Raw genomic sequence first — 20,011 nt, 5'->3', positions numbered from 1 at the left:
TCAGGACGGCCGCTGCATCTTGCAGGCGGGCTGCACGGGCATGGCGGCGTCCTCGGCGCTGAACACCTTCACCGGCTTGAAGCCCATGTCGGTGCCGTCCACCTTGTAGCGGGCGTCCCGGCTCACGGTGGACACCACCAGCGGCATCAGGATCTGGTGGTCCGCGGCGCGCATGCTGGCTTCGCCCATCGGGGTCTTCAGGCGCGCGGTCTCCATCGCGCGGGCGAAGGCGTTCACGTTGAGCTTGCCGCCTTCGGGCTTGGTGCGCCGCAGGGCATCGGCCACCATGTCCAGGCCGAACACCGTCTGCGGTTCGACGAACACGGGCGGACGGCCCAGCTTGGCCGAGAAGTCGGCCACGAAACGCTCGCCCTCGGCACCACCCGCTTCGCCGTTGAAGGCGTGCACGATGAAGTGCCCCAGGGCCGTGTCGCCCGCGTTGCTGATGTTGCCCGGCTGGTCCAGGAAGACCGTGCCGAACGTGGCCTTGAGGCCGGCGCCCTTGGCCGCCTTCATCATCAGCAGCAGGTCGTTGGACCAGTTGCCGGTGAGCACGGTCTCGGCGCCCGAGCTGCCGATCTTGGCGATGTAGGGCGCGAAGTCCTGGATCTTGTTGGTGTCGTGCAGCGTCTTCTCCACCACCTGGTAGCCGCCCGCGGCGGCGTTCTCGACGATCGCGGCCTCCATGTCCTGGCCCCAGGAGTAGTTCTGGTTGATGGAATAGACCTTCTTGCCCAGCGCGTTGGCCTCCTTCATGCCCTTCACCAGCACCTTGGTGCGCACCTGCGCGTTGGGCGCCACGCGGAAGTGGTGGAAGTTGCACTTTTCGCCCGTCAGCTCCAGGGCCTCGGCGCCGACGTTGATGTAGACGATCTCCTTGCCCGGGTTGCGCAGGTTGTGCTTGCGCACGTCCTCGGTGATCTGCCCGCCGATGGCCGACGACGCGCCCTGCACGACGATCTGCACGCCGTCCGCGATGGCGGCCTTGAGCTTGTCCGACGCGCCGGCGGGCCCGCCCTGGTTGTCGTACTCGACGAGTTGCACCGGCTGGCCGTTCCAGCCGCCGGCCGCGTTCATCTTGTCGATGGCGAAGCGCACGCCGGCGCGGAAGGTCTGCCCCGTCGAGGCCTGCGGGCCCGAAAGGGTTTCCAGCAGACCGATCTTGACCGGGTCGGCGTGCGCGGCCGAGGCGATCAGCAGGGCCGCGGGAAGGGCGGCGAGGCGAAACGGGTTCATGGTGTGTCTCCTGTTGTGAATGGGGTCAGAGGTACTCGACGTTGCCGTCCACGCTGATCACCTGACCGGTCAGGTTGCGCGCGCCCGGCGAACTCAGGAACAGCGCCGTGGCCGCGACGTCGTCGGCGGTGACCATGCGGCGCAGGGAAATCTTGTTCAGGTACTGCTGGCGCATCGCCTGCGGGCTGATGCCCAGGGCGCTGGCGCGCGCGGCGATCACGCCGTCCATGCGGGCCCCCTCGACCACGCCGGGCAGGATGGCGTTCACCCGCACGCCCTGCGGCCCGAGTTCGATGGCCAGCGAGCGAACGAGGCCCACGATGGCCCACTTGCTGGCGGCATAAGGGGTGCGGTACGCGTAGCCCAGGCGGCCCGCGACCGAACCCATGGCGATGAGGTTCGGGCTGGCGCCCGAGGCCTTGAGCAGGGGCACCGCGCGCCGCGCGAAGTGGAACTGGCTGTCCAGGTTGACGGCCAGGGTGCGCTCCCAGCCCGCGGCATCGATGTCCTCGATGGCGGCGGTGGGGCCCGCGATGCCGGCGTTGTTGACCAGCACGTCCAGGCCGCCCAGGTGGTGTCGCACGCCTTCGAACACGGCGTCCACGTCGGACGCGACCGAGGCGTCCGCCGGCGTGCCCGTGAGACCGGGGGTTTCGGCGAGCCGGCGGTCCAGGGCCACGCGGTCGATGTCGCAGATGTGCACCCGGGCGCCGGCGGCGTGGAAGGCGTTCGCGAGGGCGGCGCCGATGCCGCTGGCCCCCGCGGTGATCAGCACGCGAAGACCGGGGGCGGGGCGAAGGGATTCGTGGAGGGCCATGGGCGGGGCGGTGAGCAAGCTGGAGGCAGTGTCGGCAATGGGCGTCGGCCGATCCATGTACTGACGCCACATAAACAGCGGCCTGTTTGTGTGAAGCCCACACATAAGGGAGCCACCGGGCTCTGATACCCTTGCCGTCCCATGCAGGAGGCGCCTTGGAATCTCCCCCGTCGATCGCGCAGGCCCTGATCGAGCTGCTGCACCGCGCCGCGCCCGCCGAGGACTTCGCCGAGGCGCTGGCCCGGGTCGAGGCCTTACCCGCCGGGCGGGCCGACAAGGCCAGCCTGGTGGAGACGGTGCGCATGGCCATGGCCGTGCACAACCGCATCGAGGTGCTGCAGCAGCGCGAGCAGGGCATGGTGGCCTTGATGGAGTCGGCCCAGGACCTCGCCGAGCAACTGGACCTGGGCAGGCTGCTCGATGCCATGGTGGCCAGGACGCGGCGCCTGCTGGGCGCCGACATGGCCTGGCTGTCCGAACTGGACGAAGGCCGTGGCGTGTTCCAGGCCCTGGCCGCCGAAGGCGGTCTCACGCGCAGCTCGGTGGCAATGAACATCCGCAGCGACCGCGGCGTGGCGAGTGTGGTGATGGCCACCCGCATGCCCTTCACCACGCCGGACTACCTGCACGACACCCGCTTCAGCCACGACCCGCGCTTCGACGACATCTTTCGCGCCGAAGGCATCTGCGCGCTGGTGGGCGCGCCGCTGATCTGGCAGGACCAGGTGATCGGTCTGCTGTTCGCGGCGGACCGCTACCCGCGCGTGCACACGACGCAGAACATCGCGGTCTTGCGCGCGCTGGCCACCCACGGCGCGCTGGCCCTGAAGAACGCGCGCGACTTCAAGCGCATCCAGCTGGCGCTGGACAAGGCGGACGAGGCCCGAACCGAGCTGGAGCGCCACATCCGGGGCGTGCAGGCCGCCGCCGACGCGCACGAGGAAATCACCCTCTTGCTGGCACGGGGTGCCTCGCTGGCGAGCCTGTGCCAGGCGGTCGCGGGCCTGCTGGGGGGCAGCCTGCTGGTGCTGGACGAGCTCAACCAGGTCATCAGCCAGGGCGCGGCCGAGGGCTACGGCGGCACCGGCGCGCAGGGCTACCAGCCCCATGGCGAGCGCAGCGCCGACGTGGCCCGGGCCCTGCGCCAGGCGCGCCTGTCGGGCCGCTCGGCCCAGGCCTACGAAGCCGATGGGGAGTACTGCCGCGTCATGCCGGTGATCGGCGGCGACGACGCGCTGGGCGCCATCGTCCTGTTCCACCGCAAGCCCCTGGAGGAAGTGGCCGAGCGCACCTTCGAGCGCAGCTCGAGCGTGATCGGGATCGTGCTCCTGTCCCAGGAGCGTCAGGAGGCCAGCAGCCACCGGGACATGTCGGCCCTGATGCGCGCGCTGGTCTCCCCGCGGCAGGACGAGCTGGCCCTGCTGGGCGACCGGGCCGAGCGCTTCGGCCTGGACCTCACCCAGCCCCTGTCGCTCCTGATGATCGAGCCCAGCGGGCCGAGTGCCGGCTTCATTGCCCGCCGCCTGCTCCAGGTGCCCGGGGTGAGGCCCTGCCTGATCGACGACATCGACGGCACCGTGGTCGTGGTCTTCAGCACCCTTCGCGCCCTGGAGCTGAGGCAGGCGCTGTCCCAATGGCTGCGCCGGGAGGTGGGCAGGTCCTTCCGCGGCGTGCTCTCGCGGCCCATGGCCTCACCGGCCGAGCTGCCCTCCGTGTTTGCGACGATCCGGCGATCGATGGGTGTTCTGCGCCGCCTGGGCCTGCAGGAACAGCTCATCGGACAGAACGAGCTGGCCCTGTATTCCACGCTGTTCGAGACCCACGACGCCAGCAGCCTGGATCAGTTCCTCGACGCCAGCATCGGGCCCTTGATCCGGCACGACCGCAAGCGCCGCACGGCCCTCACCGACACCCTGCTGTGCTTCTTCGACTGCAACCAGAACGCCAGGACCACGGCGCAGCGGCTGGGCATCCACGTCAACACGGTGCGCCAGCGCCTGAGCACCATCGAAGGGCTGCTGGGCCACCTGGGCCAGGCCTCGCGGGCGCTCGAGGTGCACGTGGCCCTGCGGCTGTGGAGCCTGCGCGCCTGAGTGGCCGCGGGGCGCGCCACTGATGTGACACACGCGCGCCGGCCGCGGGGCCACAATGGCCGCTTTCGACGGTCCAGACAACACACACGAGGCAGACAAGACATGACCCGCACCATCTCCCAACTCTTCGACCTCAAGGGCAAGACCGCCCTCATCACCGGCGGCTCGCGCGGCCTGGGCCTGCAGATGGCGCACGCGCTGGGCGAGGCCGGCGCGCGCGTGCTGATCAGCTCGCGCAAGCAGGCCGATCTGGAAGAGGCCACGGCCGAGCTCAAGGCCGCCGGCATCGATGCGCAGTGGATCGCCGCGGACGGCCAGAGCGAGGAGGAGTGCCGCCGGCTGGTCGATGAAACGATGAAGCGCCTGGGCAGGATCGACATCCTGGTGAACAACGCCGGCGCGGCCTGGGGCGCGGCCGCCGAGGAGCACCCGGTGGAGGCCTGGGACAAGGTCATGGACCTCAACGTGCGCAGCTACTTCATCCTGAGCCAGGAGGTGGCGCGCCGCAGCATGATCCCCAACAAGGGCGGCAGCATCATCAACACCGCGTCCATCGCCGGCCTGGGCGGCAACCCGCGCGGCATGAAGACCATCGCCTACAACACCTCCAAGGGCGCGGTCATCAACTTCACGCGCGCGCTGGCGGCCGAGTGGGGCGACCATGGCATCCGCGTCAACGCCATCTGCCCGGGCTTCTTCCCGAGCAAGATGACGCAGGGCACGCTCAAGGCCATGGGCGAGGAGAAGCTGGCCGCGCACGCGCCGCTGGGCCGCCTGGGCGACGACGAGGACCTGAAAGGCCTGACGCTGCTGTACGCCAGCGACGCCGGCAAGCACATCACCGGCCAGTGGCTGGCCGTCGATGGCGGCGTCTCCATCATCACGGGAGGCTGAACGCTTGGAGTTTTCTGTCCGCATCCCCTTCGTCGACCTGCTCGGCTTTCGGCTCACCCGCATGGACGGCGGCGAGGCGGAGATCACCTACGAGCCGGTCCCCGAGCACCTGAACTCCTTCGACGTGGTGCACGGCGGCGCCAGCATGACCCTGCTGGACGTGGTGATGGCGCACGCCGCGCGCTCGGTCCAGAACGACATGGGCTGCATCACCATCGAGATGAAAACCAGCTTCATGCGCGCCGCCAGGGGCCCGCTGGTGGCGCGCGGCAAGCTGCTGCACCGCACCGCCACCCTGGCCTTCACCGAAGCCAGCGTGTTCGACGCCGCCGGCAAGCTGTGCAGCCACGCCACCGGCACCTTCAAGTTCGTGCCCCGCCTGCCCACCGGGCCGGGTTCCGTGAACCCCCTCAACCGCATCTCAACCGACTGACACCGGGAGACACACCATGCCCACCAACCGCCAGATCCTGCTCGACAACCGACCCAAGGCCGAGGCCACGGTCGACAACTTCAAGCTCGTGAGCAGCGAGACGCCGGCCCTGAAAGACGGCCAGGTGCTCGTGCGCCACCACTTCCTCAGCCTGGACCCGTACATGCGCGGACGCATGAACGACAGCAAGAGCTACGCGGCCTCGCAGCCGCTGGGCGAGGTGATGATCGGCGGCACCGTGGGCGAGGTCGTGGAATCGAAGCACCCCAGGTACGCCGTGGGCGACCAGGTGGTGGGCATGGGCGGCTGGCAGGAGTACAGCGTGGTCGACGCCGAGCAGCCCGGCGCGCTGCGCAAGGTCGACACCACCCACGTGCCGCTGAGCCACTACCTGGGCGCCGTGGGCATGCCCGGCGTGACCGCCTGGTACGGGCTGGTGAAGATCATCAACCCCAAGGCCGGCGACACCGTGGTGGTGAGCGCTGCCACGGGCGCGGTGGGCAGCGCCTTCGGTGCGCTGGCCAAGGCGCGCGGCTGCCGCGCGGTGGGCATCGCGGGCGGGCCGGAGAAGTGCCAGTACGCGGTGGAGGAACTGGGCTTCGACGCCTGCATCGACTACCGCCTGCACAAGGACATGTACTCCCTGGCCAAGGCGCTCAAGGAGGCCTGCCCGAACGGCATCGACGGCTACTTCGAAAACGTGGGCGGCATGATCCTGGACGCCGTGCTGCTGCGCATGAACGCCTTCGGCCGCATCGCCGTCTGCGGCATGATCGCCGGCTACGATGGCCAGCCGCTGCCGCTGGCCAACCCGGCGCTGATCCTGGTGAACCGGCTCAAGGTGGAAGGCTTCATCGTGAGCGAGCACATGGACGTGTGGCCCGAGGCGCTGAAGGAGCTGGGTACGCTGGTTGCCACCGGCAAACTCCGCCCCCGCGAAACCGTGGCGCAGGGCATCGCGTCGGCGCCCGAGGCTTTTCTGGGCCTGCTGAAAGGCAAAAACTTCGGCAAGCAGTTGGTGAAGCTGATCTGAGGCGAAGGGGGTTCACATGATCGCGACGCACGAGGTCTTCAACCAGCCTGCGCCGCTGGTGGACGTGAACCTCTTCGAGACCAACCGCGCCCTGCAGGCCGCGCTGTCCTTCAATGCGCCGGGGCTGGACACCAGCGGATTGCGCGCGCTCGGCGCCACGGTGGGCAGCGCCGACATGCAGACGCACGCGCGCCTGGCCAACGTGTTCACACCGCAGCTCAAGACGCACAGCCGCGTGGGCGAGCGCATCGATCAGGTGGAGTTCCACCCCAGCTACCACGCGCTGATGCGCGAGGCGGTGGGCGCGGGACTGCACGGCCACGCCTTCGCCCCCGACGAAACCGCGAGCGGCACCGCCCACCTGCGCCGCGCCGCGGGCTTCATGCTCTTCACCGAACTCGAGCCCTCGGTGCTGTGCCCCATTTCCATGAGCTACGCGGTCACGCCCGCGCTGCAGGGCAACGCGGCCATCTACCGCGACTGGGCGCCCCAACTCACCAGCCGCGCGTACGACCCCGCGCTCAAGGTCTGGCGCGACAAGCCCGGCGCCACCATGGGCATGGGCATGACGGAGAAGCAGGGCGGATCGGACGTGCGCGCCAACACCACGCGCGCCGAACCGGCGGGCAGCGACGGCTGGGGTCAGCGCTTCACCGTCACCGGCCACAAGTGGTTCTTCTCGGCGCCCATGTGCGACGCCTTCCTCATCCTGGCGCAGACGGCCAGCGGCCTGAGCTGTCTGTTCCTGCCGCGCGTGCTGCCGGACGGGTCGGTCAACGCCATCCACATCCAGCGCCTGAAAGACAAGCTGGGCAACAAGGCCAACGCCAGCTCCGAGGTGGAGTTCCACGGCGCCAGCGCCTGGCTGGTGGGCGAAGAAGGCCGCGGCGTGCCGCAGATCCTGGCCATGGGCACCATGACGCGCCTGGATTGCGCGCTGGGCACCAGCGGCCTGATGCGCCAGGCCCTGTCCATCGCGCTCAACCACACCACGCAGCGCAAGGCCTTCGGCAAGCTCCTCATCGACCAGCCGCTGATGCAGAACGTGCTGGCCGACCTCGCGCTCGAATCCGAGGCCGCCACCGCGCTGGCCCTGCGCCTGGCGCGCGCCTTCGATCGGCAGAGTGACCCGCACGAGCAGGTGATGGCCCGCCTGCTCACGCCCGTGGCCAAGTTCTGGATCTGCAAGCGCGGCAGCCACTTCGCGCAGGAGGCGATGGAGTGCCTGGGCGGCAATGGCTACGTGGAAGAGGGCGGCGAGGGCATCATGGCCCGCATCTACCGCGAGATGCCGCTCAACTCCATTTGGGAAGGCGCGGGCAACATCATGGCCTTGGACCTGCTGCGCGCCATCCGCAAGGCCGACGCGGCGGCCGCGCTGGCGCAGGAACTCGCACCCGCCAAAGGCATGCACGCCGCGCTGGACCACCTGGCCGCGCGCCTGCCGCTGCGCGTGGAGGAGATGGCGACCGAGATGGAAGCCCGCCGCCTGGCGCAGGACGTGGCGCTGGCCGTGCAGGCCGCGCTGCTGGCGCAGACCGCGCCGGCCGAGGTGTTCAACGCCTTCTGCGATTCGCGCCTGGGCGGACACTGGGGGTACAGCTTCGGCTCGCTGTCCTCGGGCGTCGACGTCGACGCCATCATCCAGCGGGCCATGCCGCGCTGACGCCGTGACGCACGAGCCCACGGCCATGCACGCCACCACCATGCACGATCTGATTCTTCATCACTACCCCATGTCGCCTTTTGCCGAGAAGGCGCGCCTCATGCTCGGGCACAAGGGCCTCGTCTGGCACAGCGTGCACATCCCCACGGTGATGCCCAAGCCCGACGTGGTGGCGCTCACCGGCGGGTACCGCAAGACGCCGCTGTTGCAGATCGGGGCCGACATCTACTGCGACACCGCGCTCATCGCCGACGTGCTGGAGCACCGCGAGCCCGAGCCGCCGCTGTTCCCCGTGCACGCGCGCGGCCTGTCGCGCGCCGTCGCGCAGTGGGCCGACTCCGCGCTGTTCTGGGCCTCCATGGGCTACACGCTCAGCCCCAAGGGCGCGGCCAAGATGTTCGCCGGCCTGCCGCCCGGCGAGGGGCAGGCCTTTGCCGCCGACCGCGCCACCATGCGCCAGAACATGACGCTGCTGCGTCCCGCCGATGCCACCAGCGCCTACCGCAGCTACCTGCGCCGCCTGGCCAACATGCTCGACGAACAGCCCTACCTGCTCGGCGAGGTGCCGTGCATCGCCGACTTCGCCGCCTACCACCCGCTGTGGTTCACGCGCAAGCTCAACCCCGGCATGGCCAGCATCCTGGACGCCACGCCCGACGTGCTGGAGTGGATGGACCGGCTGGCCACCATCGGCCATGGCCGCAGCGAACGCCTGAGCAGCGCCGACGCCGTGGGCATCGCGCATGCGGCCACCCCCGAGCCCATCAAGGCCGACGAGGTGTTTCAGGACGACCACGGCATCGCGCTGGGCAGCCGCGTCAGCATCGCCGCCGAGTCCTTCGGCACCGAGGCGAGCGAGGGCGTGCTGCTCGCCGCCACGCGCACGCGCTACACCATCGCACGCCACGGCGACCGCACGGGCACGGTGCACGTGCACTTTCCGCGCGTGGGTTACGTGTTGCGCGAGGTGAAGGCTTGATCGCCTGGCGCTGCCCGCGCTTCGACGAGCTGTCCGCGCGCGAGCTGTACGAGGTGCTGCGCCTGCGCAGCGAGGTCTTCGTGGTCGAGCAGCGCTGCGTCTACCTGGACGCCGACGGCGCCGACCCGCAATGCCACCATTTGCTGGGCGCGGGTGACCACGGCGAGTTGCAGGCCTACGCGCGCCTGGTGCCGGCGGGCCTGAAGTTCGCCGAGGCGAGCATCGGCCGCGTGGTCTGTGACCCGTCCACGCGCGGCACCGGCCTGGGCCACGCGCTCATGCGCGAGGCCGTGGAGCGCGTGCGCGCGCTGTGGGGGCCGGGGCCCATCCGCATCGGCGCGCAGGCGCACCTGGAGAACTTCTACCGGCAGCACGGCTTCGTGCCCGACGGCCTCCCTTACGACGAGGACGGCATTCCCCACATCGAGATGCTGCGCCACTGAACCGCACACACCACCCCAACGAGGAGACGTTTCCATGATTCAGGACTTCCAGGGCAAGACCGCCGTGCTCACCGGCGCGGGTTCGGGCTTCGGCCTCGAATGCGCGCGCATCGGCGCGCAGCGCGGCATGCAGCTCGTGCTGGTGGACGTGCAGGCCGACGCGCTGGAGCGCGCCGAGGCCGAGATGAAGGCGGCGGGTGCCACCGTGATGGCGCGCCGCGTGGACGTGTCCGACGCCGCGCAGATGGAGTCGCTGGCCGAGGAGGTGTACCGCCTGTTCGGCGCGCCGCACTTCGTCTTCAACAACGCGGGCGTGGGCTCCTCGGGCCTGATCTGGGAGAACAGCGTGCGCGACTGGCAATGGGTGCTGGGCGTGAACGTCTGGGGCGTGGTGCATGGCGTTCGCCTGTTCACCCCCATGATGCTGGACGCCGCCAAAGCCGACCCGGCCTGGCGCGGCCACATCGTCAACACCGCCAGCATGGCGGGCCTGCTCACGCCGCCCAACATGGGCATCTACAACGTGAGCAAGCACGCGGTGGTGGCCTTCACCGAAACGCTCTACCAGGACCTGCGCCTCGTCACCGACCAGATCGGCGCCAGCGTGCTGTGCCCGTACTTCGTGCCCACCGGCATCAACCAGAGCCACCGCAACAAGCCCGCCGAGATGGCCGACGAGTCCCTGACCCGGGCCCAGGTCATCGGCCAGGCCATGAGCGACAAGGCCGTGGGCTCGGGCAAGGTCACGGCCGCCGAGGTGGCGCACAAGGTGTTCGAGTCCATCGAGGCCGACCGCTTCTACGTCTTCAGCCACCCCAAGGCCCTGGGCAACGTGCGCTCGCGCATGGAGGCGATCGTGAACGTGCAGAACCCGCCCGATCCCTTCCTGGAGCGGCCGGAGGTGGGCGAGCAGTTGCGCGCGGCGCTGCGCGGCGGCTGAGGCGCCATGGACGCGCCGGCCGCGCGCGGGCATTGCCTGTTCGCCACCGCCATCGGCACCTGCGGCATCGCCTGGGGGCCGGCGGGCATCGTGGCCGTGCAGCTGCCCGATGCGGACAACGAGGCCACGCGCCAGCGGCTGCTTCGCAACGCGGGAGAGGCCTTGCCTGCCGCCGAACCGCCGCCCGAGGTGCAGGCGGCCATCGACGGCGTGCAAGCCCTGATGGCTGGCGAACGGCGCGACCTGCTGGAGGTGGCGCTGGACATGGACCGCGTGAGCGAGTTCCACCAGCGCGTGTACCACTTCGCGCGCCGCATTCCCCCCGGGCAGACGCGCACCTACGGCGACGTGGCCCAGGCCCTGGGCGACCCGCAACTGGCGCGTGCGGTGGGGCAGGCGATGGGCGCCAACCCCTTCGCGCCCATCGTGCCCTGCCACCGCGTGATGGCGGCGGGGGGCAAGCCCGGCGGGTTCTCGGCGCGCGGCGGCGCGGTGACCAAGCTGCGCATGCTCGGCATCGAAGGCGCGCTGGAGCCGGACCTGTTCGGGCCGGCTGGCGGTTAAGGGCTCGCCAGTCGCTCCGCCAGCGCCCGCGCCGACTGCGGCGCGCAGCCCTCGGCCTTGTTGCTGATGGTCACGTAGGCGTTCTGCCCCGCGCCGGTGACGCCGCGCACCGTGCGCACGATGAGTTCGCGCGTGTCCTCGTCGACGTCGTGGATGCGGTCGTAGGGGCTGTACTCGCGCTGCGCGTCTTCGTAGCCGTAGGCGCCATGCAGCGGGTTGAGGTTCCAGCGGCACACCAGCGGGCCGGGCCACAGGGCACGCAGCAGCGGCAACTGATCGGCCAAACGCGGCATCTTGGCGTGCAGGCCCAGGCAGTAGGTGGCGCCGGTCTCGCGCAGCACCTCGGCCAGCGTGGGCGCGATGCCTGGTGCGAGCCACTCGGGGTCGCGCACCTCCACTGCCACCACGCCATCGGGCGTGGCGCCGCGCACGTCCGGCAGAGCCTTGAGCATCGCGCGCAGGCGCTCCAGCAACTGCGGCAGGCGCTGCAACTGCATGAAGGGCAGAGGGCTCAACTGGAACACCAGCGCGCCGACCTTGTGCCCCAGGCCGGCGAGCGCGGGCTCGATGAATTCCTTCGCCGCGACGGCGGGGTCGAGGAACAGCGGGTTGGGCTCGCGCCCCTTGCCGTCCTCGCTGCGGATCTGCGCGTCGCACACCAGCGCGGGGGCTTTCACCACGAAACGGAAGTCGGCGGGCACCTGCTCGGCGTAGTGTCGGAACTGCACCTCGGTGAGGGCGCGGTAGAAGCTGCGGTCGACGCAGACCGTGCGCAGCAGGGGGTGCTGGCCGTAGGCGGTGAGGCCTTGTTTCGAGAGCGTAGCGTCGGGGTGGTCGCGGTCCCACACCAGGCCAGTCCAGCCGGGGTAGGTCCAGGACGAGGTGCCCAGGCGCAGGCGCGGCGGCAAGGCGGCGGCGAGGGCGCGCAGGGCGTCGCCGTGTTCGGCGGGCTGCACGCCGGTGCGGGGGCGGCGGGGCGGGGTGGTGGCTTCTGGGCGCGGAGGCGCTGGGGGAGGCGGCGGCGGTCCACCGAACAGGTCGTCTTGCATCGGGCGCGTCACCCCGCCTGAAACCGCCGCCGGTACTCGCCCGGCGTGAGGCCCACGATGCGGGCGAAGACCTTGCGGAAGGCGCCGGTGTCGCTGTAGCCCACGTCCCAGGCGATGCGGTCCACCGGCAGGCGGCCGAACTGCAGCATCTCGCGCGCCCTGCCCACGCGCAGGCGTTGGCAGTACTCGGTGGTGGTCATGCCGGTGGCCTTCTGGAAGCGGCGCAGGAAGGTGCGCTCCTCCAGTCCGGCGCGCGCGGCCAGCGCGGGCAGGGTGGCGTCCCTGGCGTCGGTGGCCTGCAGCCAGTGCTGCACCTTGAGCACGGCCGCGTCGCCGTGCCGCAGCCGGGGCGAGAAGGCGCTGTAGTAGCGCTGCTCGCGCCCCGGTGGATCGACCAGCAGCGAGCGCGCGGTCTCCACCATCACGGTGGCGCCGAGGGTGCGGTCGACGAGGCGCATGCCCAGGTCCGTCCAGGCCATGGCGCCACCGGCGGTGACGATGTCGCCGTCGTCGACGATGAGCTGGTCGGTGTCCAGGTGCACGCCGGGGAAGCGGTCCTGGAAGGGCTCGGCGTAGCGCCAGTGCGTGGTGATGGTGCGCCCGGCGAGCAGGCCGGTTTCGCCGAGCACGAAGGCGCCCGCGCACACGGAGGCCAGGGCCACGCCGGCCGTGTGCTGTTCGCGCAGCCAGGCGCCGATGGGCGCCGCCGCCTCGCGCGGCAGCGGCGGGTTCAGGCTCGGGGGCAGCACCAGCACGGCGGGCGTGCCCACGGGGCTTGGCGCACTGTCGAATACACGCACCGGCGGGCCCTCGTCCTGCGGCTGCCAGTGGCTCACGCGCAGGGCAGGGGTGTGGTGGCCCACCCGGCGCGCGGCCGTGCGCGAGGCGAAGTCGAACAGGTCGCTCATGCCCAGCACGGCGGCCAGCTGAGCGCCGGGGTAGAGCACCAGGCCGATTTCGATGGGGTCTGGGGTGGACATGTGTCGATTCTGCCCTCTGGAATGTCGATGCCGCCACTTTTCGCGGCGCAGGGCGGGACGGATCATTCCTGCATCCCGAACCGGGATGCGAACCCTGAACCTTGGAGACCCGAATGCCCCAGCGCGCCCTGCTCGTGATCGACCTGCAGAACGAATACTTTCCCACCGGCAAGCTGCCCCTGGTCGGCATCGAACCGGCCACCGCCAACGCGGCGCGTGTCATCGCCGACGCGCGCGCCAAGGGCGTGCCGGTGATCCACGTTCGGCATGAGGCCGGCAAGCCCGACGCACCGGTGTTCACGCCCGGCACGCCGAACGTGCAGATCCACCCCTCGGTGGCGCCGGTCGAAGGCGAGGCGGTGATCGTGAAGCACTTTCCCAACTCGTTTCGCGAGACGCCGCTGAAGGCGCTGCTGGACGAGCAGGGCGTGCGCGAACTGACGATCGTCGGCGCGATGAGCCACATGTGCATCGACGCGGGCACGCGCGCCGCCGCCGACCTGGGTTACGCCGTGACGGTGGTGCACGACGCCTGCGCCACGCGCGACCTGGTGTTCGGTGGCGAGACCGTGCCGGCCGCGCAGGTGCATGCGGCGTACATGGCGGCGCTGGGTTCGTCCTATGCCCAGGTGATCAGCACCGAGGCTGTGCTGGGCCGGTGAATCAGCCGCCACGGCGTTCGCGCCATGCCGGCGGCAACCAGTTCGCGAGCCAGCGGGGGCGGCGTGTCAGGGCAGCGGCGGCGGCCGCAGGCGCCGGTGTCGTCGATGCCTGAACGGGGGCGGCAGCATGCGGCAGTGACAGGTGCCGCGACAGCGGGCCTCGCCGCAGGTGCTGGTCGATGGCGCTGACGATGGTGCGGGCGATGTGGCCGCTGTCCGCCGGCAGGTACAGGTAGCGGTGGATCAGGCCCTCATTGATGAGTTGCTGCAGGGCCTGGATGTCGTGCGAGTCGCTGGCCAACACCACCGGCATGCGCCGGCGCTTGCGCCGGATCGCGCGCACCAGCTCCACGGTGCCACGCGGATCGCCCTGCTGCTGCAACACCATGGCCACCGGTGCGCGTTGCGACAGCAGCGTGAGCGCGTCGGCGAGGTCCTGCGCGATGAGCAGGCACGGCTGCCGCGGCACCTTGTTGCCGCAGGCTTCGGCACAGGCACGGGCGAAGTCCGCGTCGGGCTGAACCAGCAGCACCTCATGGCGCGTATCCGTCGGACCCGCCTCGCTCACCGTGTCAGCGAAGTCGCTCCACGCCAGGCGCGAGACGCGCGACAGCCGCGCCGCTTCCTGCACGCAGCGGATGAGCTTGTCGTCGTCCCAGGGCTTGCTGATGTAGCGGAACACGTCGCCCTCGTTGAGGGCCGCGACGACGGCGGAGAAATCGGCGTAGCCGGTGAGCAGCAGCCGCACGGTGAGCGGCGAAACCTGCTGCGCCAGGCTGAGAAACTCGGATCCGCACATGCCCGGCATGCGCTGGTCGGACAGCACGACGTCGAACCGATCCGCGGCGAGCAGCGCCAGCGCCTCGCGCCCGCTGCTCGCCACCGCCACGTCGAATTCGCGGCGCAGCAGCCAGCGCAGTGAACGCAGCAAAGGGGGTTCATCGTCCACGCAGAGCACCTTGGGCAGGCGCTCGGAATTCGGGTTCATGGGTGGGCTCCGGCGGGAAGGGGCAGGTGCAGCGTGACGGTGGTGCCGAGGCCGGGCTGGCTGGACAGGTCGACCCGGCCGCCGTGTTGCTCGACGATTTCGCGCACGACCGACAGGCCCAGCCCCGTGCCCTGACCGGAAGGCTTGGTGGTGAAGAAGGGTTCAAACACGCGTTCATGCAGCGAAGGGTGGATGCCGTTGCCGGTGTCGGCCACAGCGATGCGCACCGCGTGCGCGTCGCTGTGGGTGCTGACGGTGACCAAGCCGGTGCCGGCGATGGCCTGGGCGGCGTTCATGAGCAGGTTGAGCACGGCCTGGTTCAGGCGCGCCACGTGCACGTTGAGGTGAGGCAGACGCTCGTCATAGCGCTCCTCGATGCGGATGTGGGGCGGCACCACGGACCGCGCGATGTAGACCACGCTGGCGATGGCCGCGTTGAGGTCCACGTGGTCCGTGGGCGCCTGGTCGAGCCGGGTGAAGCCGCGCAGGTGCCGCACCAGCTCGTCCATCATGAGCACACCGCCCAGGGTGTCGTCCAGCATCTGGCGGGCGTCGCTGCGGTCCTGCTCGCGCAGGGGCCCATCGGTCGTGCAACGCGCCAGCAGTTCGCCAAGCAGGCGCAGGTTGGTCCGGCAGTACGCCAGCGGCGTGTTGAGCTGATGGGCCACGCCGGCCACCATGCGGCCCAGCATGACCATCTTGTCGAATTGCACCAGGTGTGCTCGGGAACGCTGCATCTGCAGGGACTGCTGGTCCGCCAGGCGCGAGGCGCGGCGAACGATGAGCAACAGCAGCAGGTACACCGTCAGGGTCAGCAGCAGGGCGACCAGCGTGAGGCCCGTGCCGGAGGCGTCGAGCGTCTGGCGCATCTCGTCGAGCCGGGCGTTCATGGTCCGCCCGCGCTCGCGCGCGCTCTCGTGCAGCGTGGCGCTCGCGTGATCGAGGCGCCGCACGATCGCGGTGGCGTCCGTGTAGGTTTCGATCACCGCGACCGTTTCGCCCGAGCCGGGCGGCTGCAGCGGCAGGTACGCGCTGAGGATGTCGCGCCGTTCCGGGCTGGCGCCAGGGGTGTGGGGCTCGCCGCGCGCGCTCAGTTGGCTCCAGGGACTGCCCTCGCGTGCGGCGATCCAGCCGGGGGAGGTCGAGGCGTCTTCGCCTATGTGTTCGCGGTCTGTGGCGTACACCGTGAGGCCACGCAGGTCGAACAGCTTGAGGCGAAACACGCGCGAGTCGTGCACGGCGTTGCGCAGCCGCGCGTCTGCTGCCGCGAAACCGGGCAGGGCGGTGAGTCGCTGGTTCAGATGACGCCGACAGGCCGCGCGCACCGGCGGCAGCGCCGACGCACCGGGTGCAGCGGCGCGCGGACAGGAAGCGAGGTCCAGGCGCTGCGCCTCGTCGAGGTAGGTGCTCAGCGTGTCGCTCCACAACAGATTGGCGAGCAGCCGGGTGGAGTCCAGGTTGCCCTGCTCGTGCAGCACGAGCAGATCCCGGCGCACGGACTCGGCCGACAGGGACACGAGACCCGCCTGCAGGTCGGCCATGGCCTTGTTTTCCTCGCGCTGGATGTCGTGCAGGCCGTCTCGACGCAGATCGTCCAGCCGGTACAGCAGGATGGCGAACAGCAGGAAGACCGCGAAGCTGCTCAGCATGAAATGGCGGGTGAGGCGAAACGGCTGCATGACGAGGGCTTCTGCGACTCGGCGGCATGCTAGGAAGGGCGTGCCCTTGGCCACATACCGCCGTTGCACTATTCGAGCGTTTGGGGGTGGCTGGGCCGGATTTCTTGAGAACTTGCAAAAGGAAGTCGGCGCGGTGGCGTATGGCAAACTCCCGCGCTTCGTGAAAGAGCGGCCCTTGATCCGGGGCCCGGGAGACCCATGCAGAAGATCGTTGCGCGCCTCGCGCAAGACCTGAAGATTCGTGAACAGCAGGTGCAGGCCGCCATGGACCTGCTGGACGGCGGGGCCACGGTGCCCTTCATCGCCCGCTACCGCAAAGAGGTGACGGGCAACCTCGACGACATCCAGCTCCGCGAGCTCGACGCCCGCCTGGCCTACCTGCGCGAGCTGGAAGACCGCCGCGCCACGGTGCTCAAGAGCATCGACGAGCAAGGCAAGCTGACGGATACGCTGCGCGCGGCCATCGAGGCGGCCGACACCAAGCAGGACCTGGAAGACCTGTACCTGCCCTACAAGCAGAAGCGGCGCACCAAGGGCGCCATCGCGCGCGAGGCCGGCATCGAGCCCCTGGCCGACGCGCTGTGGGCCGACCCCACGCTGGACCCACAGGCCGCGGCCGCGCCCTACGTGAAGACCGAGAAGGGCGAGGACGGCAGCGACTTCACCACCGCCGCCGCCGTGCTGGACGGCGTGCGCGACATCCTGTCCGAGCGCTGGGCCGAGGATGCGGCGCTGGTGCAATCGCTGCGCGAATGGCTGTGGGCCGAAGGCCAGATCACCAGCAAGCTGGTGGCCGGCAAGGACGAGAACGCGCCCGAGGTGGCCAAGTTCCGCGACTACTTCGACCAGCGCGAGCCCATCGGCAAGGTGCCCTCACACCGCGCGCTGGCCATGTTCCGCGGGCGCGGGCTGGAGATCCTGGACGTGAAGCTGGCGCTGCCCGAAGAGCCGCAGCCCGGCCAGCCCAGCCTGGCCGAGGGCCGCATCGCGCGCCACCTGGGCTGGAGCCACCAAGGCCGCAAGGCCGACGACCTGCTGCGCAAGTGCGTGGCCTGGACCTGGCGCGTGAAGCTGAGCCTCTCCAGCGAGCGCGACCTGTTCGCCCGCCTGCGCGAAGGCGCCGAGGGCGTGGCCATCCAGGTGTTCGGCGCCAACCTGCGCGACCTGCTGCTGGCCGCGCCGGCCGGCCCGCAGGGGGTGATGGGCCTGGACCCGGGCATCCGCACGGGCGTGAAGGTGGCGGTGGTGGACGCCACCGGCAAGCTGGTCGACACCGCCACCGTGTACCCGCACGAGCCGCGGCGCGACTGGGACGGCGCCCTGCACACCCTGGGCCGCCTGTGCGAGAAGCACGGCGTGTCGCTCATCGCCATCGGCAACGGCACCGCCAGCCGGGAGACCGACAAGCTCGCGGCCGACCTGCTCAAGCGTTACCCCAACGCGCAGAAGGTGGTGGTGAGCGAGGCCGGCGCCTCGGTGTACTCCGCCAGCGAATACGCCAGCCAGGAAATGCCGGACGTGGACGTGAGCCTGCGCGGCGCCGCCAGCATCGCGCGGCGCCTGCAGGACCCGTTGGCCGAGCTGGTGAAGATCGACCCCAAGAGCATCGGCGTGGGCCAGTACCAGCACGACGTGAACCAGAGCGAGCTCGCGCGCACGCTGGACGCCGTGGTGGAGGACTGCGTGAACGGCGTGGGCGTGGACCTGAACACCGCCAGCGCGCCGCTGCTGTCGCGCGTGTCGGGCCTGTCGGCCTCGCAGGCCAAGGCGGTGGTGCGCTGGCGCGAATCGAACGGCGCCTTCCGCAGCCGCCAGCAATTGCTGGACGTGGCCGGCCTGGGCGCCAAGACCTTCGAGCAGGCGGCCGGCTTCCTGCGCATTCGCGGCGGCGACAACCCGCTGGACATGACCGGCGTGCACCCCGAGAGCTACCCCGTGGTGGAGAAGATCATCGCCGCGGTGGGCGAGCCGGTGGACAAGCTCATGGGCCGCGCCGACTGGCAGGGCCGCCTCAAGCCCGAACAGTTCGCGGTGGACGGCGTGGGCGCCATCACGGTGAAGGACATCCTGAAGGAGCTGGAGAAGCCCGGCCGCGACCCGCGCCCGGACTTCAAGGTGGCGCGCTTCAACGAGGGCGTGGAAGACATCAAGGACCTGCGCGAGGGCATGATCCTGGAGGGCACGGTGAGCAACGTGGCCCAGTTCGGTGCCTTCGTCGACCTGGGCGTGCACCAGGACGGTCTGGTGCACGTGAGCCAGCTCAGCCACAAGTTCGTCAACGACGCGCGCGAGGTGGTGAAGACGGGCGACATCGTCAAGGTGAAGGTGCTGGAGGTCGACACGGCGCGCAAACGCATTTCCCTGACGATGAAGCTNNGACGATGAAGCTCGACGCCGCGCCCGCGCGGCGCGAGGGCGGGGGCGCCGGTGCGCCGCGCGGCGGGCGCGATGGCTTCGCGCGCCACATGGGCGGCGGGCGCGACGCGGCCCAGGCGCCCTCGGCCATGGCCTCGGCCTTCGAGAAGCTGCGCGCGGGCAAGCGCTGAACGGCACCCGCCCGGGGCATCAAGTTCCGGGCGGAAATGCCGATAGCTGGGGGGTGTCAGTCCGAGGTATTCACTCATCCGCCCCGCCATGGAACTTGAAGCGCTCCTGAACTACCCCGGTGCCCTGCCGGCGATGTCCCGCACCGTCGCCGACCTGATGTCGGAGATGAACAAGGACGACCCCAGCCCCAAGCGCGTGGCCGAGCTGGTGGGCCAGGACCCTTCGCTCACCACGCGGGTGCTGCGGTTGTCCAATTCGTCCTTCTTCCGTGCCAGTCGCAAGATCGGCAGCGCCGAGGAGGCCGTGGCCATGCTGGGCATGACCCACGTGCGCTCCCTCGTGATGGCCGCCGCCCTGGGTTCGAGCTTCAAGAACGTGCCGGGCGTGAACCTGCCGCAGTTCTGGCGCTACAGCCTGCGGGTGGCCGACATCTCCAAATCGCTGGCCGGCCTGCTGCGCCAGCAGGAGGCCAACGCCTACACGGCCGGCCTGATCCACGCCATCGGCGACCTGGTGATGCACATCGCCATGCCGGACGAGATCGCTCCGCTGGACATGGGCACGCCGCCGCTGGACCTGCAGCGCGCCCAGGCCGAGCGCAACCGCTTCGACTACACCTACGCCGAGGTCGGCGCGGGGATGGTGGAGCGCTGGAATTTCCCCACCGCCATCGTGAGCGCCCTCAAGCACCAGACCGCGCCTTTCGATGGCGACGTGTACGACCCGCTGGCCGGCATCCTGCACCTGGCGTCCTGGCGCGCGCGGGCCGAGGAGATCCAGCTCGACGACGGCGGCCTGGCGGCCACTTTCCCCGACATGGTGGGCCTCACCCTGGGCCTGGACCTGGGCAGCGTGCTGGGCAAGGATCCGGCCGAGTGGGAGTTCACCGACGCGCTGTCCGCCTTCCTCGACTGAGCGCCGGTTACACATGTCGTCGATAGTTCTAAAGAATCGCAGCCAGGGAACGATAAACAAGACAAACCACCGACGCACCACCCGCAAGAGGAT

General features: G+C 70.2%; 17 protein-coding genes and 1 pseudogene. 12 read left to right on the top strand and 6 right to left on the bottom strand.

Annotation, left to right across the window (positions count from 1 at the left end):
• Together GTO19_RS15910 and GTO19_RS15905 are read right to left on the bottom strand one after the other, a co-directional pair.
• Complete coding sequence (locus GTO19_RS15910; RefSeq protein ID WP_291022867.1) at positions 1 to 1,236, bottom strand: branched-chain amino acid ABC transporter substrate-binding protein; 1,236 nt, start codon at positions 1,234 to 1,236, stop codon at positions 1 to 3.
• Between the two features lie 25 nt (positions 1,237 to 1,261).
• Entirely contained in the window at positions 1,262 to 2,053 is a 792-nt protein-coding gene (locus GTO19_RS15905; protein WP_291022865.1) for an SDR family oxidoreductase, read from the bottom strand.
• Positions 2,054 to 2,208: 155 nt separating this feature from the next.
• Between GTO19_RS15905 and GTO19_RS15900 the strand changes: the two genes are divergently transcribed.
• The 9 genes from GTO19_RS15900 to GTO19_RS15860 all read left to right on the top strand — a co-directional run bounded on the left by GTO19_RS15900 (position 2,209) and on the right by GTO19_RS15860 (position 11,098).
• Entirely contained in the window at positions 2,209 to 4,146 is a 1,938-nt protein-coding gene (locus tag GTO19_RS15900; RefSeq protein ID WP_291022864.1) for a helix-turn-helix domain-containing protein, read from the top strand.
• 102 nt (positions 4,147 to 4,248) lie between these two features.
• Positions 4,249 to 5,040, top strand: a complete 792-nt coding sequence (locus GTO19_RS15895) for an SDR family oxidoreductase (RefSeq protein ID WP_291022861.1) — start codon at positions 4,249 to 4,251, stop codon at positions 5,038 to 5,040.
• A 4-nt stretch (positions 5,041 to 5,044) separates the two neighbouring features.
• Positions 5,045 to 5,473, top strand: a complete 429-nt coding sequence (locus tag GTO19_RS15890; protein ID WP_291022860.1) for a PaaI family thioesterase — start codon at positions 5,045 to 5,047, stop codon at positions 5,471 to 5,473.
• A gap of 16 nt (positions 5,474 to 5,489) precedes the next feature.
• Positions 5,490 to 6,506 carry an NADP-dependent oxidoreductase gene (locus GTO19_RS15885; protein ID WP_291022857.1) on the top strand — a complete coding sequence of 339 codons (1,017 nt, stop codon included), beginning with the start codon at positions 5,490 to 5,492 and terminating at the stop codon, positions 6,504 to 6,506.
• A 16-nt stretch (positions 6,507 to 6,522) separates the two neighbouring features.
• Positions 6,523 to 8,172, top strand: coding sequence for an isovaleryl-CoA dehydrogenase (locus GTO19_RS15880; RefSeq protein WP_291022854.1), 1,650 nt, complete (start codon positions 6,523 to 6,525; stop codon positions 8,170 to 8,172).
• 40 nt (positions 8,173 to 8,212) lie between these two features.
• Positions 8,213 to 9,151 (top strand): glutathione S-transferase family protein, encoded by a 939-nt coding sequence (locus GTO19_RS15875; RefSeq protein WP_291022903.1) that lies wholly within the window; start codon positions 8,213 to 8,215, stop codon positions 9,149 to 9,151.
• Entirely contained in the window at positions 9,148 to 9,594 is a 447-nt protein-coding gene (locus tag GTO19_RS15870) for a GNAT family N-acetyltransferase (RefSeq protein ID WP_291022852.1), read from the top strand. The genes GTO19_RS15875 and GTO19_RS15870 overlap by 4 nt, the downstream gene beginning before the upstream one ends.
• 34 nt (positions 9,595 to 9,628) lie before the next feature.
• Positions 9,629 to 10,534 carry an SDR family oxidoreductase gene (locus GTO19_RS15865; RefSeq protein WP_291022849.1) on the top strand — a complete coding sequence of 302 codons (906 nt, stop codon included), beginning with the start codon at positions 9,629 to 9,631 and terminating at the stop codon, positions 10,532 to 10,534.
• 6 nt (positions 10,535 to 10,540) lie between these two features.
• Positions 10,541 to 11,098: a methylated-DNA--[protein]-cysteine S-methyltransferase gene (locus GTO19_RS15860; protein ID WP_291022848.1), complete on the top strand. Its 558-nt coding sequence runs from the start codon at positions 10,541 to 10,543 to the stop codon at positions 11,096 to 11,098.
• Here the strand turns inward: GTO19_RS15860 and GTO19_RS15855 are convergent.
• A complete protein-coding gene (locus GTO19_RS15855; protein ID WP_291022846.1) occupies positions 11,095 to 12,147 on the bottom strand; it encodes a DUF72 domain-containing protein in 1,053 nt (350 codons plus the stop codon). The genes GTO19_RS15860 and GTO19_RS15855 overlap by 4 nt on opposite strands.
• An 8-nt stretch (positions 12,148 to 12,155) precedes the next feature.
• The gene (locus GTO19_RS15850) at positions 12,156 to 13,127 is read right to left on the bottom strand and encodes a GlxA family transcriptional regulator (RefSeq protein WP_291022844.1); all 972 of its coding nucleotides are present in this window, start codon (positions 13,125 to 13,127) and stop codon (positions 12,156 to 12,158) included.
• Positions 13,128 to 13,240: 113 nt separating this feature from the next.
• Here GTO19_RS15850 and GTO19_RS15845 point away from each other — a divergent pair, with 113 nt between their 5' ends.
• Entirely contained in the window at positions 13,241 to 13,789 is a 549-nt protein-coding gene (locus GTO19_RS15845; RefSeq protein WP_291022841.1) for a cysteine hydrolase family protein, read from the top strand.
• A 1-nt stretch (position 13,790) separates the two neighbouring features.
• Here the strand turns inward: GTO19_RS15845 and GTO19_RS15840 are convergent, their stop codons facing one another.
• Positions 13,791 to 14,777: a response regulator gene (locus tag GTO19_RS15840; RefSeq protein ID WP_291022839.1), complete on the bottom strand. Its 987-nt coding sequence runs from the start codon at positions 14,775 to 14,777 to the stop codon at positions 13,791 to 13,793.
• The gene (locus GTO19_RS15835; protein WP_291022837.1) at positions 14,774 to 16,456 is read right to left on the bottom strand and encodes a sensor histidine kinase; all 1,683 of its coding nucleotides are present in this window, start codon (positions 16,454 to 16,456) and stop codon (positions 14,774 to 14,776) included. Before GTO19_RS15835 ends, GTO19_RS15840 begins: the two co-directional genes overlap by 4 nt.
• A gap of 198 nt (positions 16,457 to 16,654) precedes the next feature.
• Between GTO19_RS15835 and GTO19_RS15830 the strand changes: the two are divergent.
• Positions 16,655 to 19,002: pseudogene (locus tag GTO19_RS15830) on the top strand (Tex family protein).
• Positions 19,003 to 19,090: 88 nt separating this feature from the next.
• Positions 19,091 to 19,918 (top strand): HDOD domain-containing protein, encoded by an 828-nt coding sequence (locus GTO19_RS15825; RefSeq protein WP_291022835.1) that lies wholly within the window; start codon positions 19,091 to 19,093, stop codon positions 19,916 to 19,918.
• The last annotated feature ends 93 nt before the right edge of the window (positions 19,919 to 20,011 follow it).

The sequence above is a fragment of the Hydrogenophaga sp. genome (assembly GCF_011772445.1).
Lineage (GTDB): Bacteria > Pseudomonadota > Gammaproteobacteria > Burkholderiales > Burkholderiaceae_C > Hydrogenophaga.
This window is presented reverse-complemented; position numbering and strand designations above follow the sequence as displayed.